Source organism: Tenacibaculum sp. MEBiC06402 (genome assembly GCF_049239625.1).
GTDB lineage: Bacteria > Bacteroidota > Bacteroidia > Flavobacteriales > Flavobacteriaceae > Polaribacter.
The window spans coordinates 104,047-126,238 of sequence record NZ_JBMKKT010000084.1 but is presented as its reverse complement, the minus strand read 5'-3'; the positions used below and the strand labels follow the sequence as shown (position 1 = coordinate 126,238).

Here is a 22,192-nt window from a genome sequence, read left to right as displayed (position 1 = left end):
AGCAGTAACTTAGGTTACTGCTTTTCTTTTTTCTGTTTTAAAGTTTTAATCATTTACAAAACTTCCTGCATATTTTACTCTTATATAATCTACGGCAACTTCTTGATTGTTATACACCACAAAACCTAAATCGTTTCCAAAGAAACTTTGAAAATCCATCTGATATACAAAAGTTCCATTGATGTAAAATTTATAATATCCTTTTATCTTTTTAACTGTAAGAATATTCGACTTTTGGTTTCCAGTATTAATATATGAGCTCTTAGTCCAATCTTTAATTGCTTCCTCTTTGTTATTAATCTTTTTTGAAACCTTAAAAGAACCACCTGAGGAAATATAAAATCTGAAATCATTCAACTCATGTTTACCGAAAATTAATCCGTAGCCGTAATCAGTTGTTCCACTTATTTTATCAATCTTAGTTTGAATTTCAAAATCTTTATTTGTGTCGATATAATTATAATCATAAGTAGCCCACCCTTTAAAACTTCGCTTATGCTTTAAATAATACTTTCCATTTTTAATCTTAAATCTTATTTTATCATCATCAACAATGTACCACCCGTTTCTATTATTATTAAACTGATCACTAAAATGATATCCACTGTTATCATAATTGTAACTATTCGTTTTATCAACTGTAGTACCGCTATTGTTAACTGAATTTAAAGTTGAACTGCTTGTATTAACAGAACCTTTTTTCTTATCCAAATAACCCACACTTATATAAGCTACAGATATTTTCTGTCTATCGTATAAAATATATCCAACACGCTCTCCGAAAAATTCAGGAGAATAATCAGTGTATACTTTTGTATCATTAATATAATACTCTAACTTCTTACCTAACTTTACTACCTTTAACACATTATATCCACCATTACCTTTTCGAACGACACTATTGGGAGTCCAGGATTTTAGAAAGTTATCTTTTCCGTTTTTTATTTTATTTATTGAATAAGAACCGTTCCCGTTTACGAAAAATAAATTTTGATTATTCGAGTCTTTTCTACCAAAAATAATCCCATAACCATTGTTAAGAATTCCGCTCTCTTTTTTAATATCCGCAACGATTTTAAAATCTCTCGATGTATCAATATATTTAGGAATAGTACTCGACCAGCCTCCTTTGGCTCTTTTGTGATCGAAAAAATAATTACCATTTAAAACATCAAGAGATACATTTTCATTTTTTGTAGTAGACCAATTATTTCTATTATCATTATAACCATCAAATAAAATGGTTTCTTTTGACACATGTTTATTCTTCGAGCTTACTGAATTAAAAATATTATTATTCGTATTTGAGTTAGAATCAGATTTCCCATCTTCATATACGAGACTTAAATAACCAACTTTAATGGTTTGATTATCATACACTGTAAAACCAACTCGACTTCCATATAACTTTACAGAATAACCAGTGTAAACCAAGTTGCTGTTTATGTAAAACTTATATGCACTTCCTGCTTTTTGGACTTTTAGATAATTTGTAGCGTAGTTTCCTTTTTTTATGTAACTCGATTTTGTCCAATCCTTTAGATAAGTTCTTTTTCCATTTTCGAACTTCACTATTTTATAAGACCCATCCGCTGAAATTAAAAAATGGTTTTGATTATCATTATTCTTTTTACCAAATGTAATTCCGAAACCATTATTTTGAATACCCGAAACCTTTTTAATTTGAGCTGAAATTCGAAAGTTTCTCGAGGAATTAATATACTTTACGATGGTTGAAGACCAACCTCCTGTTTGTCTTCTATGATTAAAAACGTATTCTCCATTTTCAACTGATAATCGAGCACTTGAATCATCTTGCTGATGCCAATTATTATTATTGTTGTTGAATCCTTCAAACAAAATAGTCTTCGAAGTTTTACTTGCTGTAGATCCTCCCGCTGCACCTCCTGCTGAACCTCCAGAGCTCCCGATATACTTAACTCTGAAATAATCAATCGCGACTTTCTGATTTCTATACAGTCGCATCGCCATCTTTTTTCCTTTAAATCTTGAGAAATCCATTCCATACACATAGCTTCCATTTATATAAAAACTTAATCTCCCTCCAGACTTTTTAATCCTTAAATTATTGCTAGAATAGTTTCCTTTGTTAATGTAAGATGATGAAGTCCATGATTTTATATTGGTATATTTTTTCTGTGTAGTTGACTCAGCCACTCTATAATAACCCGTTGCAGTATAGCCAAATTCGGTATAATTATCTTTATCTTGGTAATCAAATAAAAATGAAATACCTCTATCCTGTTCTCCAGAAATCTTTTTAATAGAAGTCAAGATTTCAAAATCACGATTAAAATCTAAATTAAATGTTCTCGTTGTAAACTCTCTGAAACCTGTATTTTGCTTATGATGAAAATAATACTTTCCATCAGATACATACAATTCTCGATCGTCGTTATTTCCTTTTGTCCAATTTGATTGTGAATAAAATTCTTCTTGATACACATATGTTTGCGCTTTTATATTGGTTAGAACCCCCAAAGAAAAAGTAAAGAACAACAAGCTAGATAAAGTAATAGTTTTCATAAAAGTTTTTCTAATATTCCCAAACTAAAGTTATGGAATTGATAATGAAATCACAAATTGCAGAGCTAATAAACAGACACTTACATTAATTACCATCATTTTTTTAGTCAAATAGAATCCTTTTCTAAAAAAAGAAGTAAATTAGCAGGCTTGTTTTGAAACACGGTAAAATCAACTTTTGATAGTTTCTTATTAATATGTTGAAATCAGAGCAATTACTTGATATAAAATACACGCTTACTAAAGTGTACAAAAAATAAAGATTATGACGAACGACGATAGAAAAATTCGCGAGAAATTACAGAAAAAAACTTGGAACGAAATTAAAACAAACGACTCTTGGGCTATTTTTAAAATTATGGCTGAGTTTGTTGATGGTTATGAACGCCTAAGTAAAATTGGTCCATGTGTATCAATTTTCGGATCTGCAAGAACAAAACCAGAGCATAAATATTATAAACTAGCAGAAGAAGTTGCTTACCAACTTACTCAAAGTGGTTTCGGTGTGATTACAGGTGGTGGACCTGGAATTATGGAAGCTGGTAATAAAGGTGCAAATAGAGGAAAAGGTACTTCTGTTGGTTTAAATATCGAATTACCTTTTGAGCAACATGACAATCCTTGGATTGACCCAGGTAAAAGCTTAGACTTTGATTATTTCTTCGTTCGAAAAGTTATGTTTGTAAAGTACTCTCAAGGATTTGTTGTAATGCCTGGTGGTTTTGGAACATTAGATGAACTATTTGAGGCAATTACCTTAATCCAAACTCATAAAATAGGTCGTTTCCCAATTGTACTGGTAGGAAAAAAATTCTGGGGAGGATTACTAGACTGGATTAAAAACACATTATTAGAAGAAGGAAATATTAGCCCGGAAGATTTAAATTTATTTAGAGTGGTTGATACAGCTGAAGAAGCTGTGGAGCATTTTAATAAGTTCTATGCTAAATATCAATTGAAGCCAAACTTTTAATTAAATAAAAAAATAAAGTTATCTTTCAACTCGTTGTCTAAAGCAACGAGTTTTTTATTTTGAGAATATACAAAGTACTACATATTATCCTCTTGATAATGCCTTTTTTTGCATCCTCGCAAGAACATAGCATAAAAATAAAAGCTGAATTAGACACACTTAATCATACATTAAATGTCGAACAAACATTAATATTTTATAATAAAACACAAAAAAAACTTCAAGACATTTACCTTCACAATTGGGCAAACAGTTTTAAAGATAATGAAACTCCTTTAGGAAAAAGATTAATTGAAGATTATAAAAAAGATTTTTATTTCGCAGAGGACAGTGAAAGAGGTTTTTCTAAAATTCACTCTTTAAAAAATCATAATACCGATCTTGACTTTCAAGAACTATATGGGCAAGAGGACGTTGTTGAAGTTCAGTTAAACACTCCTTTACTACCTAATGACAGCATTGAAATTAGGGCAAATTACACCATTAAAATACCGAAAGCACAATACACTGGCTATGGGCGCACTAAAAATGGTTATCACTTACGATTTTGGTATGTTACTCCAGCTGTATATCAAAATGGTTGGCAATTAATGAGTAATCTAAATATGGATGACTTATTTGAAGATGTTGCAAATTTTGTTATTGAAATAAGTATTCCTAAAAAATTTCACCTTCAAAGTAATTTATACCATTACCAAAGTTCTAGTGAAACATCTAACGAGTATTATTTGGTTGGAAATCAAAGAAAAGATATCATTTTAAACATCAGTAACAATTCGCGTAATTTCAAAATTTTTAAATTGAAAGAGCGAGTTATTAAAACAGACATTTATAACAAGCGAATCGAATACAACCCCACTAACGAAATCATTCAACGTCAGATTACCTTTATTGAAAATTTTATCGGAAAACATCCTCACACCGAAATTTTAGTAGATGCAAATACAGTCAATAAAAATTCCTTGCGCGATTTATACGGTATTCCAGATTGGTTAAAACCTTATCCCGAAAACTTCAAATGGGAAACCCGCTTTTTTAAAGCTTTAGTTAGCAAGTATATAGACGATGTTCTATTATTTAATAAACGAAATGATTATTGGTTAACAGAGGGAATTCAAACTTTTTTAATGATGGAATACATTAATAAGTACTATCCTGATGTAACAGTTTTTGGTAGATTTTCAAATCTATGGGGGTTTCGCAACTATAATTTAGCGAAACTCAAGCAAAATGATAAATATCCATTTTTATATCAATTTAGTGCTCGTAGATTTTTCGATCAGGCATTAACCACTCGTGCTGACTCACTTTCAAACTTTAATCGAAAAGTTGTAAGTCCGTATAAAGCTGGTCTTGGACTGCGCTATTTACAAGATTTCATAGGTAATAATTCTCTTACCAATTCTTTTAAAGAATTTTATAGAGATCATCGTTTGAAAATTACCAATTCAAATGCATTTGAAAAAGTTATCACAAATAATACCGATAAAAATTTAGACTGGTTTTTTAACGATTACATTAAAACAAGTAAAAAGATTGATTATAAAATCAAGAAAGTCAAATTATTAAAAAAAGAAGATTCTGTTGAAGTCACTATTAAAAATAAGAGAAATATCACAGCTCCAGTTTCTTTGTATACTGTAAAAGACAAACAGATTAAATCCAAAATTTGGATTACTGGAGTGGATAGTGTTAAAACTATAAAACTTAAAGCTAATGGCTACGATAAATTAGCTTTGAATTACGAGCAAATTTACCCTGAATATAATTCTTTAAATAATTTCAAAAGTATTAACAACTCGATTATTAGCAAACCTCTACAGTTTCGGTTTTTGAAAGATATTGAGGATCCTTATTACAATCAAATTTTTTATAATCCTAACATAAAGTATAACCTTTATGATGGAATTATTTTAGGTGTAAATTTCAACAATCGTCCGGTGATTAAGCACAATTTTGAATTTAGTTTGACACCTAACTACGCATTTAAAAGTCAGAATTTAACAGGTTCTTTTTCTTTTGCTTATGACCAATTCTTTGAAGAAACTAAGATTTATAAAATTAGGTATGGTATTGCTGGGAGTAACTTCCATTATGCTCCAGAATTATCATATAACACCTTCTATCCTTTTGTAAATATTCAGTTCAAAAGAAATACTTTGAGAGATGTTGGAACAAAATCAATCTTATCAAGAATTGTTTATGTCAACAGAGAAATTCAACCCACGCAACAGGCTATAGAAAGTGATCGATATAGTATTGTTAATTTCCGATATATCTACAGTCAACCCAATGTTATTAGGCGATTACAATATGCCATTAATGCTGAACTCGGTAATAATTTCACAAAACTTTCAACTGATATTCGCTATTTAAAATTCTTTGATGAACAGCGAAGTTTTAATTTACGATTCTTTGGTGGTCTATTTGTTACTAATAGCTCAGAAGGAGATTATTTTAGTTTCGGGTTAAATCGTAGTTCTGATTATTTATTCGAACAAAATTTATTTGGGCGATCGGAAAACACGGGATTATTTAGCCAGCAATTCGTTATTTCCGACGGAGGTTTTAAATCATTCTTTAATCAACCATCATTTGCTAATCAGTTAATGTTATCTGCCAACACAAGTGTAAGCATTTGGAGATGGGTCGAAGCGTATAATGATGCCGCAATGCTTAAAAGTAAAAACGAAAACCCAAAGTTCTTTTATGAAAACGGAATTCGTTTAAACTTCGTTCCCAACATTTTAGAATTATATTTTCCGATTTACACAAACGAAGGTTTTGAAATTACAGATAATACCTACCCCGGTAAAATTCGATTTGTAATTACCTCAAGCTTAGATAGAATTTACAATTTTATTCGTAGAGGATTATTGTAGAAAATTCAATGGAATCCTGAAAAAGAGTATTTTTTTACGATTTTAGCAATAAAAACAAATATTTTTAAATTTCATTTAAAAAAACTATCTTTGTGGAAACGAACAAAAAGTTTATTTATGAGCCAAAGTGTAGAAATTTCAAATCCACAAAAATTATCATTTGAAGACTTTAAAAATGAAGTATTAAATGATTATAAAATTGCCAGATTAAGTAGAGAATGTAGTTTGCTAGGAAGAAGAGAGGTATTAACTGGTAAAGCTAAATTTGGAATTTTTGGAGACGGTAAAGAAGTTCCACAATTAGCAATGGCTAAAGCTTTTAAAAACGGCGATTTTAGATCTGGTTACTATAGAGATCAAACTTTTATGATGGCGATTGGTGAGTTAAACGCTCAACAATTTTTCGCTGGATTATACGCGCATACTGATATCGTTCAAGAACCGATGTCTGCAGGAAGACAAATGGGTGGTCACTTCGCTACACATTCTTTAGATGAAAAAGGAAACTGGAAGAATTTAACTGCTCAAAAGAATTCTTCATCTGACATCTCTCCTACTGCCGGACAAATGCCTAGATTATTAGGTTTGGCTCAAGCCTCAAAAATTTATAGAAATGTTGAAGAATTAAAAAATCATTCTAATTTTTCTAATCAAGGAAACGAAGTAGCTTGGGGAACTATCGGTAATGCTAGTACAAGTGAAGGATTATTCTTTGAAACTATAAATGCTGCTGGTGTTTTACAAGTACCAATGGTTATGAGTGTTTGGGATGACGAATATGGAATTTCTGTTCATGCAAGACATCAAACAACAAAAGAAAGTATCTCTGAAATATTAAAAGGTTTCCAGAGAGAAAATGATACTAATGGTTATGAAATTTTCGTAGTTAATGGTTGGGATTACGTAAAATTAATTGACACTTATAATAAAGCTGCTGAAATAGCAAGAGAACAACATATTCCTGTTTTAATTCATGTTAAAGAATTAACGCAACCACAAGGACATTCAACTTCTGGATCTCATGAAAGATACAAGTCTAAAGAAAGATTAGAATGGGAAAAAGAGTTTGATTGTATTGCTCAAATGAGAAAATGGATTCTTGAGTTTGAATTAACAGATGATCAAGGTGATGTTTTACGTTTTGTTGAAAGTGAAGAAGAATTAACTGCTCTTGATAAGGCAATTAAAAAAGAGGTAAGTACTGCTAAACGCGATGCTTGGAATAGCTTCATTAATGAAATTAAATCTGAAGTTATTACAGCAACAACTCTTTTAGAAAAAGTAGCAACAAAAAGTAGTAATGGTACTTTCATCACAAAATATAGGAATGATTTAGCGGGAATTACCGAGCCAATTAGAAAAGATATTTTAACAGCGTGTAGAAAAACATTACGTTTAATTCGTGATGAAAACTTCCCAGAAAAAATTGCATTACAAAACTTTATTAAAGAAAGTATTGATAGTGCTTACACAAAATATTCTTCTCATCTATTAAATGATAACGCTAATTCAGTTGTTAACTCCGAGGAAGTTAAACCAATTTACAATAGTGAAAAAAACTTAGTCGATGCTCGTATTATTATGAGAGACAACTTTGATGCTATTTTACAAAAGCATCCTGAAGTTTTAGTGTTTGGTGAAGACGCTGGTTATATTGGTGATGTAAATCAAGGTTTAGAAGGATTACAAGAAAAGTTTGGTGAACTAAGAGTTTCTGACACTGGAATTAGAGAAGCTACAATTATTGGTCAAGGAATCGGAATGGCAATGAGAGGATTACGTCCGATTGCTGAAATTCAGTACTTAGATTATTTACTGTATGCATTGCAAATCATGAGTGATGATTTAGCAACTTTACGTTACAGAACTTTTGGAAAACAAAAAGCTCCGTTAATCATTCGTACTCGTGGACACCGTTTAGAAGGAATTTGGCATGCTGGTTCTCCAATGGGAGGAATTATTAATAATGTTAGAGGAATTCACGTTTTAGTTCCTAGAAATATGACTAAAGCTGCCGGGTTCTATAATACTTTATTAGAAGGTGATGATCCTGCTTTAGTTGTTGAATGTTTAAATGGATATCGATTAAAAGAAGAATTACCAACAAACTTAGGAGAATTTAAAACTCCTATCGGTGAAGTTGAAGTAATTAAAGAAGGTACAGACATTACAATTTTATCTTACGGTTCTACATTAAGATTAGTAGAAGAAGCTGCAAAAGATTTACAGCAAGTTGGTATCAATGCTGAAATTGTTGATGCTCAAAGTTTATTACCTTTTGATAAGAATCAAGACACTGTAAAATCTTTAGCAAAAACTAATAGACTGTTAGTGGTTGACGAAGACGTTCCAGGAGGAGCTTCAGCTTACTTGTTACAACAAGTTCTTGAAAATCAAAATGGATATGTTCATTTAGATAGTAAGCCACAAACGTTAAGTGCAAAAGCACACAGACCAGCTTATGGAACAGATGGTGATTACTTCTCTAAACCATCAGTTGAAGATATTTTTGAAAAAGTATACGAGATTATGCACGAAGCAAATCCATCTCAATTTAATAGTTTATACTAGAGAATAGTCATTTACAATATTTAAAACCGATGAAGTTTCATCGGTTTTTTTCGTTTCATATTTTAACTTAAGTCTAACTATCTATTTCATAAGTTTTTGATAATTTAGTTGGCTTATCAACTAATTTTAAAAAACATGCAACGAATATTACTTCTTTTACTTTTAGTTTGTTTAGGCATTCCTAATAATATAGAAGCCCAAAGAAAAAAATCAAAAAAAGGTGATAAAAAGGAAATTGCTAAAAAAACACCTAAAAAGAAAAAACCTAAGTATACTGATTTTGTAAATAAAAAAACAAAGACAGATGATGGTTTGTTCAAAGTTCACGAAACCAACGGAAAATATTACTACGAAATTCCTAAAGCACTACTAGGAAAGGAAATGCTTTTGGTAAGTAGAATTAAGGCATTACCTTCTGGTTTTGGTGGCGGATATATTAATGCAGGTTCTAAAACTAATGAACAAGTTGTTGTTTGGGAGCATTATAAAAAGAAAGTTTTATTAAAAATAAAATCATATCAGGCAATAGCAAACGACTCTCTTCCTATATATAAATCTGTAAAATCAAATAACTTAGAGCCTATAATTCATGCTTTTGATATTAAAGTTCAAAATAACGATTCAACAGCTGTTCTTATTGACGTTTCTAAGTTTTTTACATCTGACATAAAGGCTATTAGTGGTATTAGAGAGAGGACAAGGAAACAATATAAAGTTAGAAAATTAGATGCTAAAAGAAGTTTTATCAACTCTATAAAAAGTTATCCTAAAAATATTGAAGTAGTACAAGACTTCACATATGATGCTAGTAGTCCTCCATCTCAAAGAGCTGCTGGAAGTATAAGTATTAGAATGAATCAATCAATGATTCTACTTCCTGAGAACCCAATGATGCCAAGAGTTTTTGATAAACGGGTAGGATATTTCTCAATCGGAACTGTAGATTATAGTTCAGAAGCTTTAAAAGCAGATCGTAAAATGTACATACGAAGATGGAGACTAGAACCAAAAGATAAAGCAGCATACAACAGAGGTGAATTAGTAGAACCTATTAAACCAATTGTATATTATTTGGATCCTGCTACTCCAAAAAAGCTAAGAAAATATATTAAACAAGGTGTTGAGGATTGGCAAAAAGCATTTGAAACGGCTGGTTTTAAAAATGCAATTATCGCAAAAGATCCACCTACAAAAGAAGAAGATCCAGAGTTTAGTATGGAAGATATCCGTTATTCTGCTATTAGGTATGTAGCAAGTACGACAAGAAATGCAATGGGACCAAGCGTTTCTGACCCTCGCTCAGGTGAAATTATTGAAAGTGATATTATTTGGTATCATAATCATTTACGATCTTACAGAAATAGATATTTACTGGAAACAGGAGCAGCTAATCCATCAGCAAGAACTTTAAATACACCAGATGAAGAAATTGGTGAAATGATGCGTATGGTAATAGCTCATGAAGTAGGTCACGCTCTAGGTTTACCGCACAACATGGCTGCAAGTTATGCATATCCAGTAGATTCTTTGCGTTCAGGTACTTTTACTCAAAAGTATGGTATTGCCGCTACTATAATGGATTACGCTCGATATAATTATGTTGCGCAACCTGGTGATAAAAATATTCGTTTTATTCGTAAAATAGGTCCATACGACCATTACGCTATCAATTGGGGTTACCGTTATTTACCTTTTGCTAGTAAACCAGAAGATGAGATAAAAACTTTGGATAAATGGATTAGCGATAAAGCAGATAATCCTATTTATAAGTTCGGTATTCAACGTTATAATGGTTTCGATCCTGCTTCTCAAACGGAAGGTATTGGAAATGATCAAGTAAAAGCAAGTACATATGGAGTTAAAAACTTGAAAATAGTTGCTAAAAACTTACAAAACTGGACTTCAGACCAAACTAATAATTATGATGATTTAAGTGAACTTTACTCTGAACTACTTGGAGTATGGAATAGATACGCAGGTCACGTTGTTGGAAATATTGGTGGAGTTTTTGAAGACAATAAAAAACCGGAACAATCGGGTAATGTATATACGGTTCTTTCGAAAGAAAAGCAGAAAGAATCACTAAACTGGTTGTTAAAAAATGTGTTTACTACTCAAAATTGGTTGTTAGACAAAAATCTTCTTGCCAAAATTAGTCATACTAACTATACCAACAGAATGCTGTCTTTACAAAACAGACAACTATCTGGTTTATTAAATACAAGCAGACTAGAACGAATGATTAACACAGAAGTAATAAGTTCTGACTTTTATAGTGCTTCTGAATTTATGAGTGATTTAAGAAAAGGGTTATTCAAAGAAACCAAAAGCTTAAAAAATGTAGATGTTTATCGTAGAAACTTACAAAAGAGTTTTATTGGTAGAATGGATTCTTTGTTAAATGATAAGAAAATTTCAAATACAGATATCCCGTCTATTGTAAGAGGTGAATTGATTTCTTTAAAATATCAATTAAATTTAGCAAGCAAAAGAGCTGTAAATAGAATTACAAAATATCATTACAAAGATTGTTTAGAAAGGATTAACTCAATTCTAAATCCTAAAAAGTAACATAAAAAAATCCCGATGAGTTTCATCGGGATTTTTAATTTTATTAAAATTGATATTATTCTTCAACTTTTACATCTTGAACATCAATTTCTTTGTTCTTAGATTCGTAATCTCTGATTTTATCTTTTATTAAATCCATAAATGATGCACCAGCGAAATCAGAATTATCAACAATCTCTTTTAAAGCTTTAATTCTATCGGTCATTGTTTCTTTAGCCATTGCTTGTCCAGCGAATTTTGCAACAGCAATATCAACTTGCTTCTCAGAAATGTTTGCAGACTTAACCCAAACCTCTTCGATGTACTTTCCTTCTGCTCTTTTACCTTTTACTTGAGCCCAATCATCTTGAGTTGCTACTACAGCAATAATATCCATTGGACTGTATTTAGTATCAGTTTTAGTTAATAAATCAGGACGCTTGTATACGTTTGCATCTTGTAACATAACTCCAACTTTACTATCAACAGCTAAGAAAGTAGCACGAGACCAACCTTCTTTCCCATCGATTAACTTAATTTTATAATATTCTTTTTTAGATACTGAATCCATTGTAGATTCTCCTGTAAAGTAAACCTTCTCTCCTAAACTCATAGAAGTTACCCACTTACCTTTTGCATCAGGAGTTTCTCTAACTGATAATTTATCTAAAACACAAATAGCATCTCCACTTTTGTCTTCAGTTTCAGCCACTGGAGTTTCTTCTTTTTTAACTTCAGTCGATTGTTCTTCAGTAGTTTTGTCAGATTTTTCACTTTTTGGTCCACAACTTACAAGAATTGTTGAAAGTGAAATGATAGCAATGATTATTTTTTTCATTTTAAATTGATTTTAAAGACAAATATATAATTTAATTATTAAGTACTTTTTTAACTAATTGTAAATATAATTCACATACTTACTGTTCTTTTTCAACAAATCACTTCCAATAGCGCAGTCTAAACAACGTTTTAAATTACAGTAATTGTTTTTCAATTCTAATAACGCTTGAGTTTTAAAACTATTTTCAGAAGTAATATTCATTTTTTCAAATTTTGAAATAATAGAATTTCTTTCTGGTTTCAATGATTTCATAATTTCTAGTAATTCGTCTGGGTTTAAGTTTCCTTTTTCTTTTAGATAGACAAACTTTAAGGGTATTATTGTATTCATAACAAGTAAATCAACAAATGATTTACTTAATTTTTTTGAGCTCTTCTTGCTCTCTTTTCTAAAAGTGTAATGCGATTTCCAAAAAGAATCTAACGTAATATCAAACACATCATAAATTCTATCTATTTCAGTTTCTCTTATGAGTTCTGCAAACAAATTTTGATGTTTACTATACAACGCAATTAATTGTGCAATACGAACAGTAGGAAAGTTATTTGGCCGCATTCTAAAAAATTGAAAATGATTTTTAGAAATTGGTTTCAACTCATACTTGTGTTTCATGTATTCAAATTCCTTACTAAGCTTTTTAAAATAACTATTCTCTTCATCTTCATTTAAAAAGCCTGCTTGCCCAAACATTAAAGCTGCTAATGATACTTTATCTTGCCTTACCTTTCTTAAAATTTTAAAACCAAATGATTTTGAGAGTTTTAAAAACGCCTCACCGTTTACTTTTAATCCAAAATTTTTAGCCAACATTTGAAATAAAACCGCTTCATAATCATTATTAGTTTCTTTTAATAAAGAGAGAATAATCGTAGCCTTATTTTCTAATCTTTCAAAATAAAGACGCTCTAACCAGTTCTCAATCAGAAAAGAATCAATTTCACCAATTTGATTCTCGCATGCGATCCAATTCAAATTATTTGCATACAACTCTCTATAATTATTTAGTATTTCGGGATCTACCCTATTCTTTAATTCTAAAGTCGGAATTGGTTGATTGTTTTTCATGTAGATATCGGCATCATTCTCCCAAACAACATGAAGAATTACTGCATCATAATTGGTATCATTTTCATGATGATGTAAATACCAATCCGAAGCTTTTACATGTATTTCAATGTTACCAACCCAAAGTTGACCGTCAATTTCAATTTTAGCATTTAAAAAATCCGGACCTGAGTTCATATTATAAACTCCTGAATTGATTACAGAAATTCTTTCATTATGAGATGTGATGAGTTTAGAATGTAGCAATAGTTTATATCGCCACAAATAGTGGAGAAATTTTTCTTTCATAGCGTGTAATTTTCTTTCAATTTTTCGACTGTAAAATTATAAAATTTTTGTTAAAGTCATTTTTGGAAAAAATTAGTGTTTCATTATTACATCAACAGTATAAGAGATTTAACTAATTCATTAAAAAATTAGATATAAGCTTATAAGTTTTTTCAATAGTTAGTACAATTAGCAAGGCTTTTATATGCGTAACTTTGCATTAAAATTAATTCGGATGAATACGATTGAAAGTTTGCAATGGCGTTATGCTGTTAAAAAATTTGACGAAAATAAAACCTTAACTAACGAGCAAATAAATACATTAAAAGAAGCTTTTAATTTAACTGCTACTTCTTATGGTTTACAACCTATTACTTTGTTAGTTATTCAAAATAAAGAAATTCAACAAAAACTAGTTGAACATAGTTGGAATCAACAACAAGTTGCTCAGGCATCACATGTTTTAGTGTTATGTGTTCCTGCAAAACATACTGAAAAAGATGTAGAGCACTATTTCAATTTAGTAAAAGAAATAAGAAATACACCAGACGAAATCTTAAATCCGTTTAAAGAATTTTTGATGGGAAATTTCAAACAAAAAACCCAAGAGGAATTATATCAATGGAATAAAAACCAAGCATACATTGCATTAGGAAATTTAATGACAGTATGTGCAATTGAAAAGATTGATTCTTGTCCGATGGAAGGCTTTGTTCCAGAAAAATATGATGAAGTATTAGATCTTGCTTCTAAAAATTTAAGATCTGTTTTAGTATTACCAGTAGGTTACAGAGCTGAAGATGATTTTATGAAAGACTTGAAAAAAGTTAGAAAAGAAACTGACGAAACGGTTTTACACATTAATTAAGACTTAATTGGGGATTTATATATAAGGGCGTTGATAGTTAATCTATCTTCTGCCCTTTTTCTTTTTATATTAGTAGCCGAAAAATATAGTAAATGCAACCACTTTATATTCTATTGCTCATTGTAGCGTACTTCAGCGTACTTGTTTTTATTTCTTACATAACAGGAAAATCTGCCAACAATCAAACTTTTTTCAAGGCTAATAATTCTTCTCCTTGGTATTTAGTTGCTTTCGGAATGATTGGAGCTTCTTTATCTGGAGTTACTTTTATTTCTGTTCCAGGTTGGATAGAAGATCAACAAATGGGTTACATGCAAATGGTATTAGGATATACCATTGGTTATGCCGTTATAGGATTAGTTTTACTTCCGCTATATTACAAGCTTAACCTAACTTCAATCTACACATATTTAGAAGATCGATTTGGAAAATTATCTTATAAAACAGGCGCCACCTTCTTTTTAATTTCTAGAACTGTTGGAGCTGCTTTTCGTTTGTTCTTAGTCGCAAAAGTATTACAGTTAATTCTTTTTGATGAATATGGAATTCCTTTCTGGATGACGGTTACGATAACTATCTTATTGATTTGGTTATATACTTTTAAAGGTGGAATAAAAACTATTGTATGGACGGATACTTTACAAACTTTATTTATGCTAATTGCTGTAGGAGTTTGTATTGTAATGATTAAGGATGAATTACAAATTGAAAGTTTATTCGATTATATTTCAGAAAATAGACTCTCGAAAATATTCTTTTTTGAAGATATAAAAGCAGGAAATTACTTTTGGAAACAATTTTTCTCTGGAGCGTTTATAGCTATTGTAATGACAGGTTTAGATCAAGATATGATGCAAAAAAATCTTACTTGTAGAAATTTAAAAGATGCTCAAAAAAACATGTTTTGGTTTACATTTGTTTTGGTTATTGTAAACTTTTTCTTTTTAGCATTAGGTGTATTACTTACCGATTATGCTACTATAAATGAAATCAATGCACATAAAGACAATTTATTTCCAACAGTTGCGATGAGTGGTGATTTAGGTTTAGTCACTTCTTTATTCTTTTTATTAGGATTAATTGCCGCAGCTTACTCAAGTGCTGATAGTGCTTTAACCTCTTTAACTACCTCTTTTAGTATTGATATTTTAGAAATTGACAAGAAAGAAAACGAACAAGAAAAAGAACAAATACGAAAAAAAATTCATGTACTATTCTCCGTTATTTTGATTGCAACAATTTTAGTTTTCAAATATTTTATTGCCAATGATAGTGTTATCGCTAAGATATTTCAATTCGCAGGTTATACTTACGGACCTTTATTAGGTTTGTATGCATTTGGACTATTCACTAAATTAAATGTGAAAGACAAACTAGTTCCTTATATATGTGTTATCGCTCCAATTCTTACCTATTTTATTAGTGATTACAGTAAAACTAATTTAGGTTTCGACTTCGGATTTTTCGTATTAATTTTAAACGGTTTCCTAACATTCATTGGACTATTAAGTATAAAAGAATCAAAGCATGCCTAAAAAAGGAAAAGCCAAAAACACCGTTAATAAGGCGAAACACACTCGCTTAATGAAACAGAAGGAAAATAAACTTCGTTTAGAAAAACAGCGAACTAAAGAAAGACTAAAAGCTATTATTAAAAAAGCAAACGAAGCTAAAGAACAAAATGAAGATTAAAGATATAATTGAAAAGTTTGATTTAAATCAACATCCAGAAGGTGGATATTTTAAAGAAACTTATAGAAGCTCAGGAAGTATTGCAAACGAGAATTTAAGTACTGATTTTATTGGTGATCGAAACTATTCTACGGGAATTTACTTCTTACTAACTTCAGATAGTTTTTCAGCATTTCATAAAATTAATCAAGATGAAATGTGGCATTTCTATCTAGGAACAACTTTAAAACTTCATATGATTTCTCCAGAAGGTGAATATTCTTATGTACTCATTGGAAATGATATTCTCAATAATGAAGTACCACAGTTTACAGTTCCAGCTCAATATTGGTTCGCAGCAGAAGTTATAGAAGATAATTCCTTTGCTTTTACAGGTTGCACGGTAGCTCCAGGGTTTGATTTTAAAGATTTTGTATTACCTGAAAGAAAAGAGTTGATTGAAATATTTCCACAACACAAGGAAATTATTACAAGACTAACACATTCATAAAATTAAAAAAATCCTAAGTTTAAAACTTAGGATTTTTATTTGTCTATAGAACCCAAAACGCGTTGCATAAAATTGTTCAGCGCTTCTTTTCTTGGTGTTCCTTCTTTTATCATTTTATCAACTTCAATCGCTCCATACATATTGGAAATTAACTCTCCAATTACATCTAATTCTTCATCTTTTAATGATGGAACCTCAGTTAGAGCTTCTAAAGTTTCAATTGTTTCAATGATATAGTCTTGATCGTTCTCTTCGATGAAAGAAGTCAAGTGTTTAATTACTGGTAATTTCATCTTAAATTACTTCGTTTACTAGTTCCTTTAAAACGTCAAACTTGTTCGTTTGTACTTGATTTACGAATTTCCCATCAACAAAAGTTGCAAAAGTAGGTAAGTTATCTACCGTAGCTAATTGTCTACTTTCTGGAAATTTTTCCGCATCAGCAATGATAAAAGAAACATCGTCATTCTCAGTAGCCAATTTTTTGAATTTTGGTTTCATAATTCTACAGTTTCCGCACCAAGTTGCAGAATATTGAACTACTACTTTCTTATTCTCGGCTACAATATTTTCTAAATTATCTTGAGCTAATTCTTGAATCATAATTTTTATTGAAATTTAAAATGAAGAATTACGAATTATAATAGTCATGACAACTTAATTCGTAATTCAACATTCTTGATATATTTTATTAATTTACAGCTAAGTACTCAGCAGTAGCTTTAGCGTTAGGCTGCATTGCTGCTTTACCTTCTTCCCAGTTAGCTGGACAAACCTCACCTTTTTCTTGTACGTGTGTGTAAGCATCGATTAAACGTAAATATTCGTTTACATTACGTCCAATTGGCATGTGATTTACTCCTTCATGAACTACAGTACCTTCTTCGTCAATGATATAAGTAGCTCTATAAGTTACGTTATCACCTTCTACTTGTACAGTACCAGTAGCCTCATCATAAGTCTCATTAGTAATATCTAAAATTCCTAAGATAGAAGATAAGTTACGGTTGCTATCAGCTAATAAAGGATAAGTAACACCTTCGATACCTCCGTTATCTTTAGATTGGTTTAACCAAGCAAAGTGTACTTCCGGAGTATCACAAGAAGCACCAATTACGATTGTATTTCTTTTATCAAACTCTGGTAAAGCAGCTTGGAAAGCGTGTAATTCAGTTGGACATACAAAAGTAAAGTCTTTTGGGTACCAAAATAAAATTACCTTTTTCTTGTTGTTTACTGCTTCTTCTAAAACATTCAATTTAAACGTATCTCCCATTTCGTTCATTGCATCTACGTTCAAATTTGGAAATTTCTTACCAACTAATGTTGCCATTCTTTTAATTATTTTATTGAATTAATATTAAAATTTGTTTTTGAAAACAGCTGCAAAAATATCGCGTAATAAGTATAATTCAAGAAGAATTCTACAAGAAATTCTTATTTCATCATAAGAAAATTCAATACTAACTAAAGAGCATTTATTGTATCTTTATAAGACCCTACAAAACAATCAAATAAAACATAATTATAGTTTTTTGTTATTTTAAAATAAAAATTATAAATAAAAACAATTCAATGTTTTATTGTAGCTTTGAAACACGAACTAACTTAAAATTCTACTATAATGAATCACAGTAACAATAACTCAGGCGACATCTCTAAATGTCCTTTCCACAGCGCACAAAAAAGGCCTGCTGGAGGAGGAACCACTAATAGAGACTGGTGGCCGAATGAATTAAAATTAAACATCCTACGTCAAAACGCAAGCAAAAACGACCCTTTAGGCAGCGACTTCAACTACGCTGAAGCGTTTAACAGTTTAGACTTTGCGGCATTAAAACAAGATGTTATTGATTTGATGACAGATTCACAAGATTGGTGGCCTGCAGATTATGGACATTACGGAGGCTTTATGATTCGTATGGCTTGGCATAGTGCTGGTACCTATCGTGTTGGTGATGGTCGTGGTGGTGCAGGATCAGGAACTCACCGTTTCGCGCCTCTTAATAGTTGGCCAGACAATGGAAACTTAGATAAAGCACGTTTGTTATTATGGCCAATAAAGAAAAAATACGGTAATAAGATTTCTTGGGCAGATTTAATGGTCTTAGCTGGAAACTGTGCACTAGAATCTATGGGGTTCAAAACATTTGGTTTTGCTGGAGGAAGAGAAGATGTTTGGGAACCAGAGCAAGATATTTACTGGGGAAGTGAAAATCAATGGTTAGGAAATGATGAACGTTATGATACAAGTGATGGCGAATTAGAAGGTCATTTAGGAGCAGTGCATATGGGACTTATATATGTAAATCCTGAAGGACCAAATGGTGAACCAGACCCATTAAAATCTGCACACGATATTAAAATCACCTTCGGTCGTATGGCAATGAACGATGAAGAAACTGTTGCTTTAGTTGCTGGTGGACATACTTTCGGTAAAGCTCACGGTGCTGCTGACCCAGACAAATATGTTGGTGTTGAGCCTCATGGTGCTACAATTCAGGAAATGAGTACTGGATGGAAAAACTCTTTTGGAACTGGTTTTTTAGATGATACCATTACAAGTGGATTAGAAGGTGCTTGGACACCTAATCCTACTCAATGGGATCATGATTATTTTGATGTATTGCTGAATTATGATTGGGAATTAACAAAAAGTCCTGCAGGAGCATATCAATGGACACCCACTGCAGATTCAAATGCCAGAATGGCTCCAAAAGCCGGAAATCCTAATGAAAAACAAGCTTTAATGATGTCTACAGCCGATATGGCTTTGAAAATGGATCCAGTTTACAGAGAAATATCAGAGCGTTTTCATGAAGATCACGCTGCTTTCGAAGATGCTTTTGCAAGAGCTTGGTACAAATTAACTCATCGTGACATGGGACCGATTGATCGTTACTTAGGACCAGAAGTACCGAGTGAAGAACTACTTTGGCAAGATCCGATACCTAAAGTTAATTATACATTAAGTGCTTCAGATATTGAATTGTTAAAGAAAATGATTGCTGCTTCCGGATTGACAGTTTCAGAATTAGTAAAAACAGCTTGGGCTTCTGCATCTACTTTTAGAGGATCAGATAAACGTGGAGGAGCTAACGGATCTAGAATTAGGTTAGAACCACAGAGAAGTTGGGAAGTAAACAATCCAAAAGAATTAGGTAAAGTATTAAGTGTTCTAGAAGGTATTCAAAAAGAGTTCAACGGAACTATTTCTATGGCTGACTTAATTGTACTTGCAGGTAATGTAGGTGTAGAACAAGCAGCAAAAAATGCCGGTCATGATATCACGGTTCCTTTCTCTCAAGGAAGAGGAGATGCAACGCAAGAACAAACAGATATAGAATCGTTCAGTCATTTAGAGCCTTTAGCAGATGGTTTTAGAAACTATATGAGTTCAAAACTTAAAGGTGTTGCCGCTGAAGATATGTTAGTAGATAAGGCTAATTTATTAACACTTTCAATTCCTGAGATGACAGTTTTAGTAGGTGGTTTACGAGTTTTAGGCACAAACTATGATGGATCGAATCATGGAGTGTTTACTGACAATGTGGGTAGTTTAACTAATGATTTTTTTAGTAATATTCTTGACTTCTCGATTACATGGAGCGCTACCTCATCGGAAGAAACAGCCTTTGATGGACGTGATAGAAAAACTGGAGCGACTAAATTTACGGGAACTAGAGCTGATTTAATTTTTGGTTCCAACACTGAGTTAAGAGCAGTTTGTGAGGTCTACGGAGCAAATGACGGACAAGAAAAATTTGTTTCTGATTTTATAAAAGCGTGGAGTAAAGTTATGGACTTAGACAGGTTTGACTTGGCTTAATTCAAGTTAGTAATTATATGTAAATAAAAAAGAAGAGCAAAAATGCTCTTCTTTTATTTTTTAGCCCCATCGGGAGGTAAACCTCTATCATCACAATGATCTCTATTGCTATATGGAAACAGAGAGTACTTATCCTGCTCATCAGGAGGTATTCCACCATTGTCAGAATGATCTTTATAATTCATACCTCCAGTAATTGAACTAAGTCTGTTTAACTCAAATTTTTCAAACCTCTTTATCATATTCTTTTTTATTAATTTATTTTATTTACTCGCAAATAACTTCACGTCGTTATCTGAAACTGTTTTTTCTCCTAGGATTATAAGTCTTTCAACAACATTACGAAGTTCTCTAATATTACCTGTCCAATCATACTCTTGTAAAAGTTTTACAGCTTTATCTGAGAATGTTTTCTTAGGTGTTCCTTGCTCCTGGGCAATTTTATTAGTAAAGAAATCTACTAGCAACGGAATATCTTCTCTCCTATCATTTAAAGCCGGAACTTTAATTAAAATCACAGCTAATCTGTGATATAAATCTTCTCTAAATCGTCCTTCTTCAATTTCCTTCTTTAAATCCTTATTTGTTGCAGCAACAACACGAACATTTACTTTAATATCTTTATCCGAACCTACTCTCTGAATTTTGTTCTCTTGTAAAGCACGCAAAACTTTAGCTTGTGCAGATAAACTCATATCTCCAATTTCGTCCAAGAAAATTGTTCCTCCGTTTGCTGCTTCAAATTTCCCTGCTCTATCTTTGTTAGCTCCAGTAAAACTTCCTTTTACATGTCCGAATAATTCGCTTTCAATTAACTCTGCCGGAATAGCCGCACAGTTAACTTCAATCATTGGCGCTTTCGATCTATCTGACTTTTCATGTAACCAATGAGCAACCAATTCTTTTCCTGTTCCGTTTGGACCAGTAATTAAAACACGTGCGTCTGTTGCAGCTACTTTTTCAATTATATCTTTTATATGAGTAATAGCATCACTTTCACCAATCATTTCGTAATTCTTGCTCACTTTCTTTTTGAGGCGCTTGTTCTCAACAACCAACTCCTTTCTATCTAAAGCATTACGGACTGTATTTAACAAACGATTTAAATCTGGTGGTTTTGAAATATAATCGAAAGCTCCAAGGCGCATCGTATTTACAGCTGTATCTAAATCACCATGGCCCGAAATCATAACGATAGGAGTTTCTGGCTTAATTTTTTTAGCTTTTTCAAGAACTTCAACCCCATCCATTTTTGGCATTTTAATATCACATAATACTAAATCGTAATCGTTATTCTTTATAGCTTCAATACCTTCTAAACCATCCTCCGCTTCTTCAACTTGGTAACTATCACTTTCTTCTGATATAATTTTCTTTAATACTCTACGAATTGCTGCTTCGTCTTCTATGATTAATATTTTAGACATATTGTATATTTTTCTTCAATATTTTTAAAATCTCTATTTTATTTTCTTCAAAATACGATTCTTCGTACTTTACAAAAAGAAATTTATCGTTTTTCTTTTTAAACCTTATCAAAGACTGTTCCTCAATTATAGAAAACTCTTTAAAATCTTTCCAAAAATAAGATTCGAAGTAATTACCAAACGTGACCAA

Annotated in this window: 17 protein-coding genes; 9 read left to right on the top strand and 8 right to left on the bottom strand. The window is 31.4% G+C overall.

The window, feature by feature from the left end:
• Positions 1-45: 45 nt before the first annotated feature.
• A complete protein-coding gene (locus ACOSP6_RS03450; protein ID WP_422092989.1) occupies positions 46-2,547 on the bottom strand; it encodes a hypothetical protein in 2,502 nt (833 codons plus the stop codon).
• 265 nt (positions 2,548-2,812) lie between these two features.
• Here ACOSP6_RS03450 and ACOSP6_RS03445 point away from each other — a divergent pair, with 265 nt between their 5' ends.
• The 4 genes from ACOSP6_RS03445 to ACOSP6_RS03430 all read left to right on the top strand — a co-directional run bounded on the left by ACOSP6_RS03445 (position 2,813) and on the right by ACOSP6_RS03430 (position 11,544).
• A complete protein-coding gene (locus ACOSP6_RS03445; RefSeq protein ID WP_422092988.1) occupies positions 2,813-3,520 on the top strand; it encodes a TIGR00730 family Rossman fold protein in 708 nt (235 codons plus the stop codon).
• A gap of 98 nt (positions 3,521-3,618) precedes the next feature.
• Positions 3,619-6,402 carry an aminopeptidase gene (locus ACOSP6_RS03440; RefSeq protein WP_422092987.1) on the top strand — a complete coding sequence of 928 codons (2,784 nt, stop codon included), beginning with the start codon at positions 3,619-3,621 and terminating at the stop codon, positions 6,400-6,402.
• Between the two features lie 117 nt (positions 6,403-6,519).
• On the top strand, positions 6,520-8,973 hold the full coding sequence (locus tag ACOSP6_RS03435; protein ID WP_422092986.1) for an alpha-ketoacid dehydrogenase subunit alpha/beta: 2,454 nt from the start codon (positions 6,520-6,522) through the stop codon (positions 8,971-8,973).
• Between the two features lie 135 nt (positions 8,974-9,108).
• The gene (locus tag ACOSP6_RS03430; RefSeq protein WP_422092985.1) at positions 9,109-11,544 is read left to right on the top strand and encodes a zinc-dependent metalloprotease; all 2,436 of its coding nucleotides are present in this window, start codon (positions 9,109-9,111) and stop codon (positions 11,542-11,544) included.
• A 55-nt stretch (positions 11,545-11,599) separates the two neighbouring features.
• Here the strand turns inward: ACOSP6_RS03430 and ACOSP6_RS03425 are convergent, their stop codons facing one another.
• Both ACOSP6_RS03425 and ACOSP6_RS03420 read right to left on the bottom strand, forming a co-directional pair.
• Entirely contained in the window at positions 11,600-12,361 is a 762-nt protein-coding gene (locus tag ACOSP6_RS03425; RefSeq protein ID WP_422092984.1) for an SH3 domain-containing protein, read from the bottom strand.
• Between the two features lie 54 nt (positions 12,362-12,415).
• Positions 12,416-13,717 carry a DUF2851 family protein gene (locus ACOSP6_RS03420; protein ID WP_422092983.1) on the bottom strand — a complete coding sequence of 434 codons (1,302 nt, stop codon included), beginning with the start codon at positions 13,715-13,717 and terminating at the stop codon, positions 12,416-12,418.
• A gap of 214 nt (positions 13,718-13,931) precedes the next feature.
• On the opposite strand from ACOSP6_RS03420, the gene ACOSP6_RS03415 reads away from it, so the two are divergent.
• The 4 genes from ACOSP6_RS03415 to ACOSP6_RS03400 all read left to right on the top strand — a co-directional run bounded on the left by ACOSP6_RS03415 (position 13,932) and on the right by ACOSP6_RS03400 (position 16,746).
• Positions 13,932-14,564, top strand: coding sequence for an NAD(P)H-dependent oxidoreductase (locus ACOSP6_RS03415; protein WP_422092982.1), 633 nt, complete (start codon positions 13,932-13,934; stop codon positions 14,562-14,564).
• Between the two features lie 92 nt (positions 14,565-14,656).
• A complete protein-coding gene (locus tag ACOSP6_RS03410; RefSeq protein WP_422092981.1) occupies positions 14,657-16,099 on the top strand; it encodes a sodium:solute symporter in 1,443 nt (480 codons plus the stop codon).
• On the top strand, positions 16,092-16,256 hold the full coding sequence (locus ACOSP6_RS03405; protein WP_422095697.1) for a hypothetical protein: 165 nt from the start codon (positions 16,092-16,094) through the stop codon (positions 16,254-16,256). The genes ACOSP6_RS03410 and ACOSP6_RS03405 overlap by 8 nt, the downstream gene beginning before the upstream one ends.
• Positions 16,246-16,746: a cupin domain-containing protein gene (locus tag ACOSP6_RS03400; protein WP_422092980.1), complete on the top strand. Its 501-nt coding sequence runs from the start codon at positions 16,246-16,248 to the stop codon at positions 16,744-16,746. Before ACOSP6_RS03405 ends, ACOSP6_RS03400 begins: the two co-directional genes overlap by 11 nt.
• Positions 16,747-16,781: 35 nt before the next feature.
• On the opposite strand, the gene ACOSP6_RS03395 is transcribed toward ACOSP6_RS03400, so the two are convergent.
• From ACOSP6_RS03395 to ACOSP6_RS03385, 3 genes are all read right to left on the bottom strand, one after another.
• Positions 16,782-17,039: a DUF6952 family protein gene (locus ACOSP6_RS03395; protein ID WP_100923960.1), complete on the bottom strand. Its 258-nt coding sequence runs from the start codon at positions 17,037-17,039 to the stop codon at positions 16,782-16,784.
• 1 nt (position 17,040) lies between these two features.
• On the bottom strand, positions 17,041-17,349 hold the full coding sequence (locus ACOSP6_RS03390) for a thioredoxin family protein (protein ID WP_422092979.1): 309 nt from the start codon (positions 17,347-17,349) through the stop codon (positions 17,041-17,043).
• 88 nt (positions 17,350-17,437) lie between these two features.
• Positions 17,438-18,079, bottom strand: a complete 642-nt coding sequence (locus ACOSP6_RS03385; RefSeq protein ID WP_422092978.1) for a peroxiredoxin — start codon at positions 18,077-18,079, stop codon at positions 17,438-17,440.
• A gap of 291 nt (positions 18,080-18,370) precedes the next feature.
• Between ACOSP6_RS03385 and katG the strand changes: the two genes are divergently transcribed.
• Positions 18,371-20,575, top strand: a complete 2,205-nt coding sequence (gene katG, locus ACOSP6_RS03380; RefSeq protein WP_422092977.1) for a catalase/peroxidase HPI — start codon at positions 18,371-18,373, stop codon at positions 20,573-20,575.
• Between the two features lie 53 nt (positions 20,576-20,628).
• Here the strand turns inward: katG and ACOSP6_RS03375 are convergent, their stop codons facing one another.
• The gene (locus ACOSP6_RS03375) at positions 20,629-20,817 is read right to left on the bottom strand and encodes a hypothetical protein (RefSeq protein WP_422092976.1); all 189 of its coding nucleotides are present in this window, start codon (positions 20,815-20,817) and stop codon (positions 20,629-20,631) included.
• A 21-nt stretch (positions 20,818-20,838) separates the two neighbouring features.
• On the bottom strand, positions 20,839-22,002 hold the full coding sequence (locus ACOSP6_RS03370; RefSeq protein ID WP_422092975.1) for a sigma-54-dependent transcriptional regulator: 1,164 nt from the start codon (positions 22,000-22,002) through the stop codon (positions 20,839-20,841).
• Positions 22,003-22,192 lie beyond the last annotated feature (190 nt).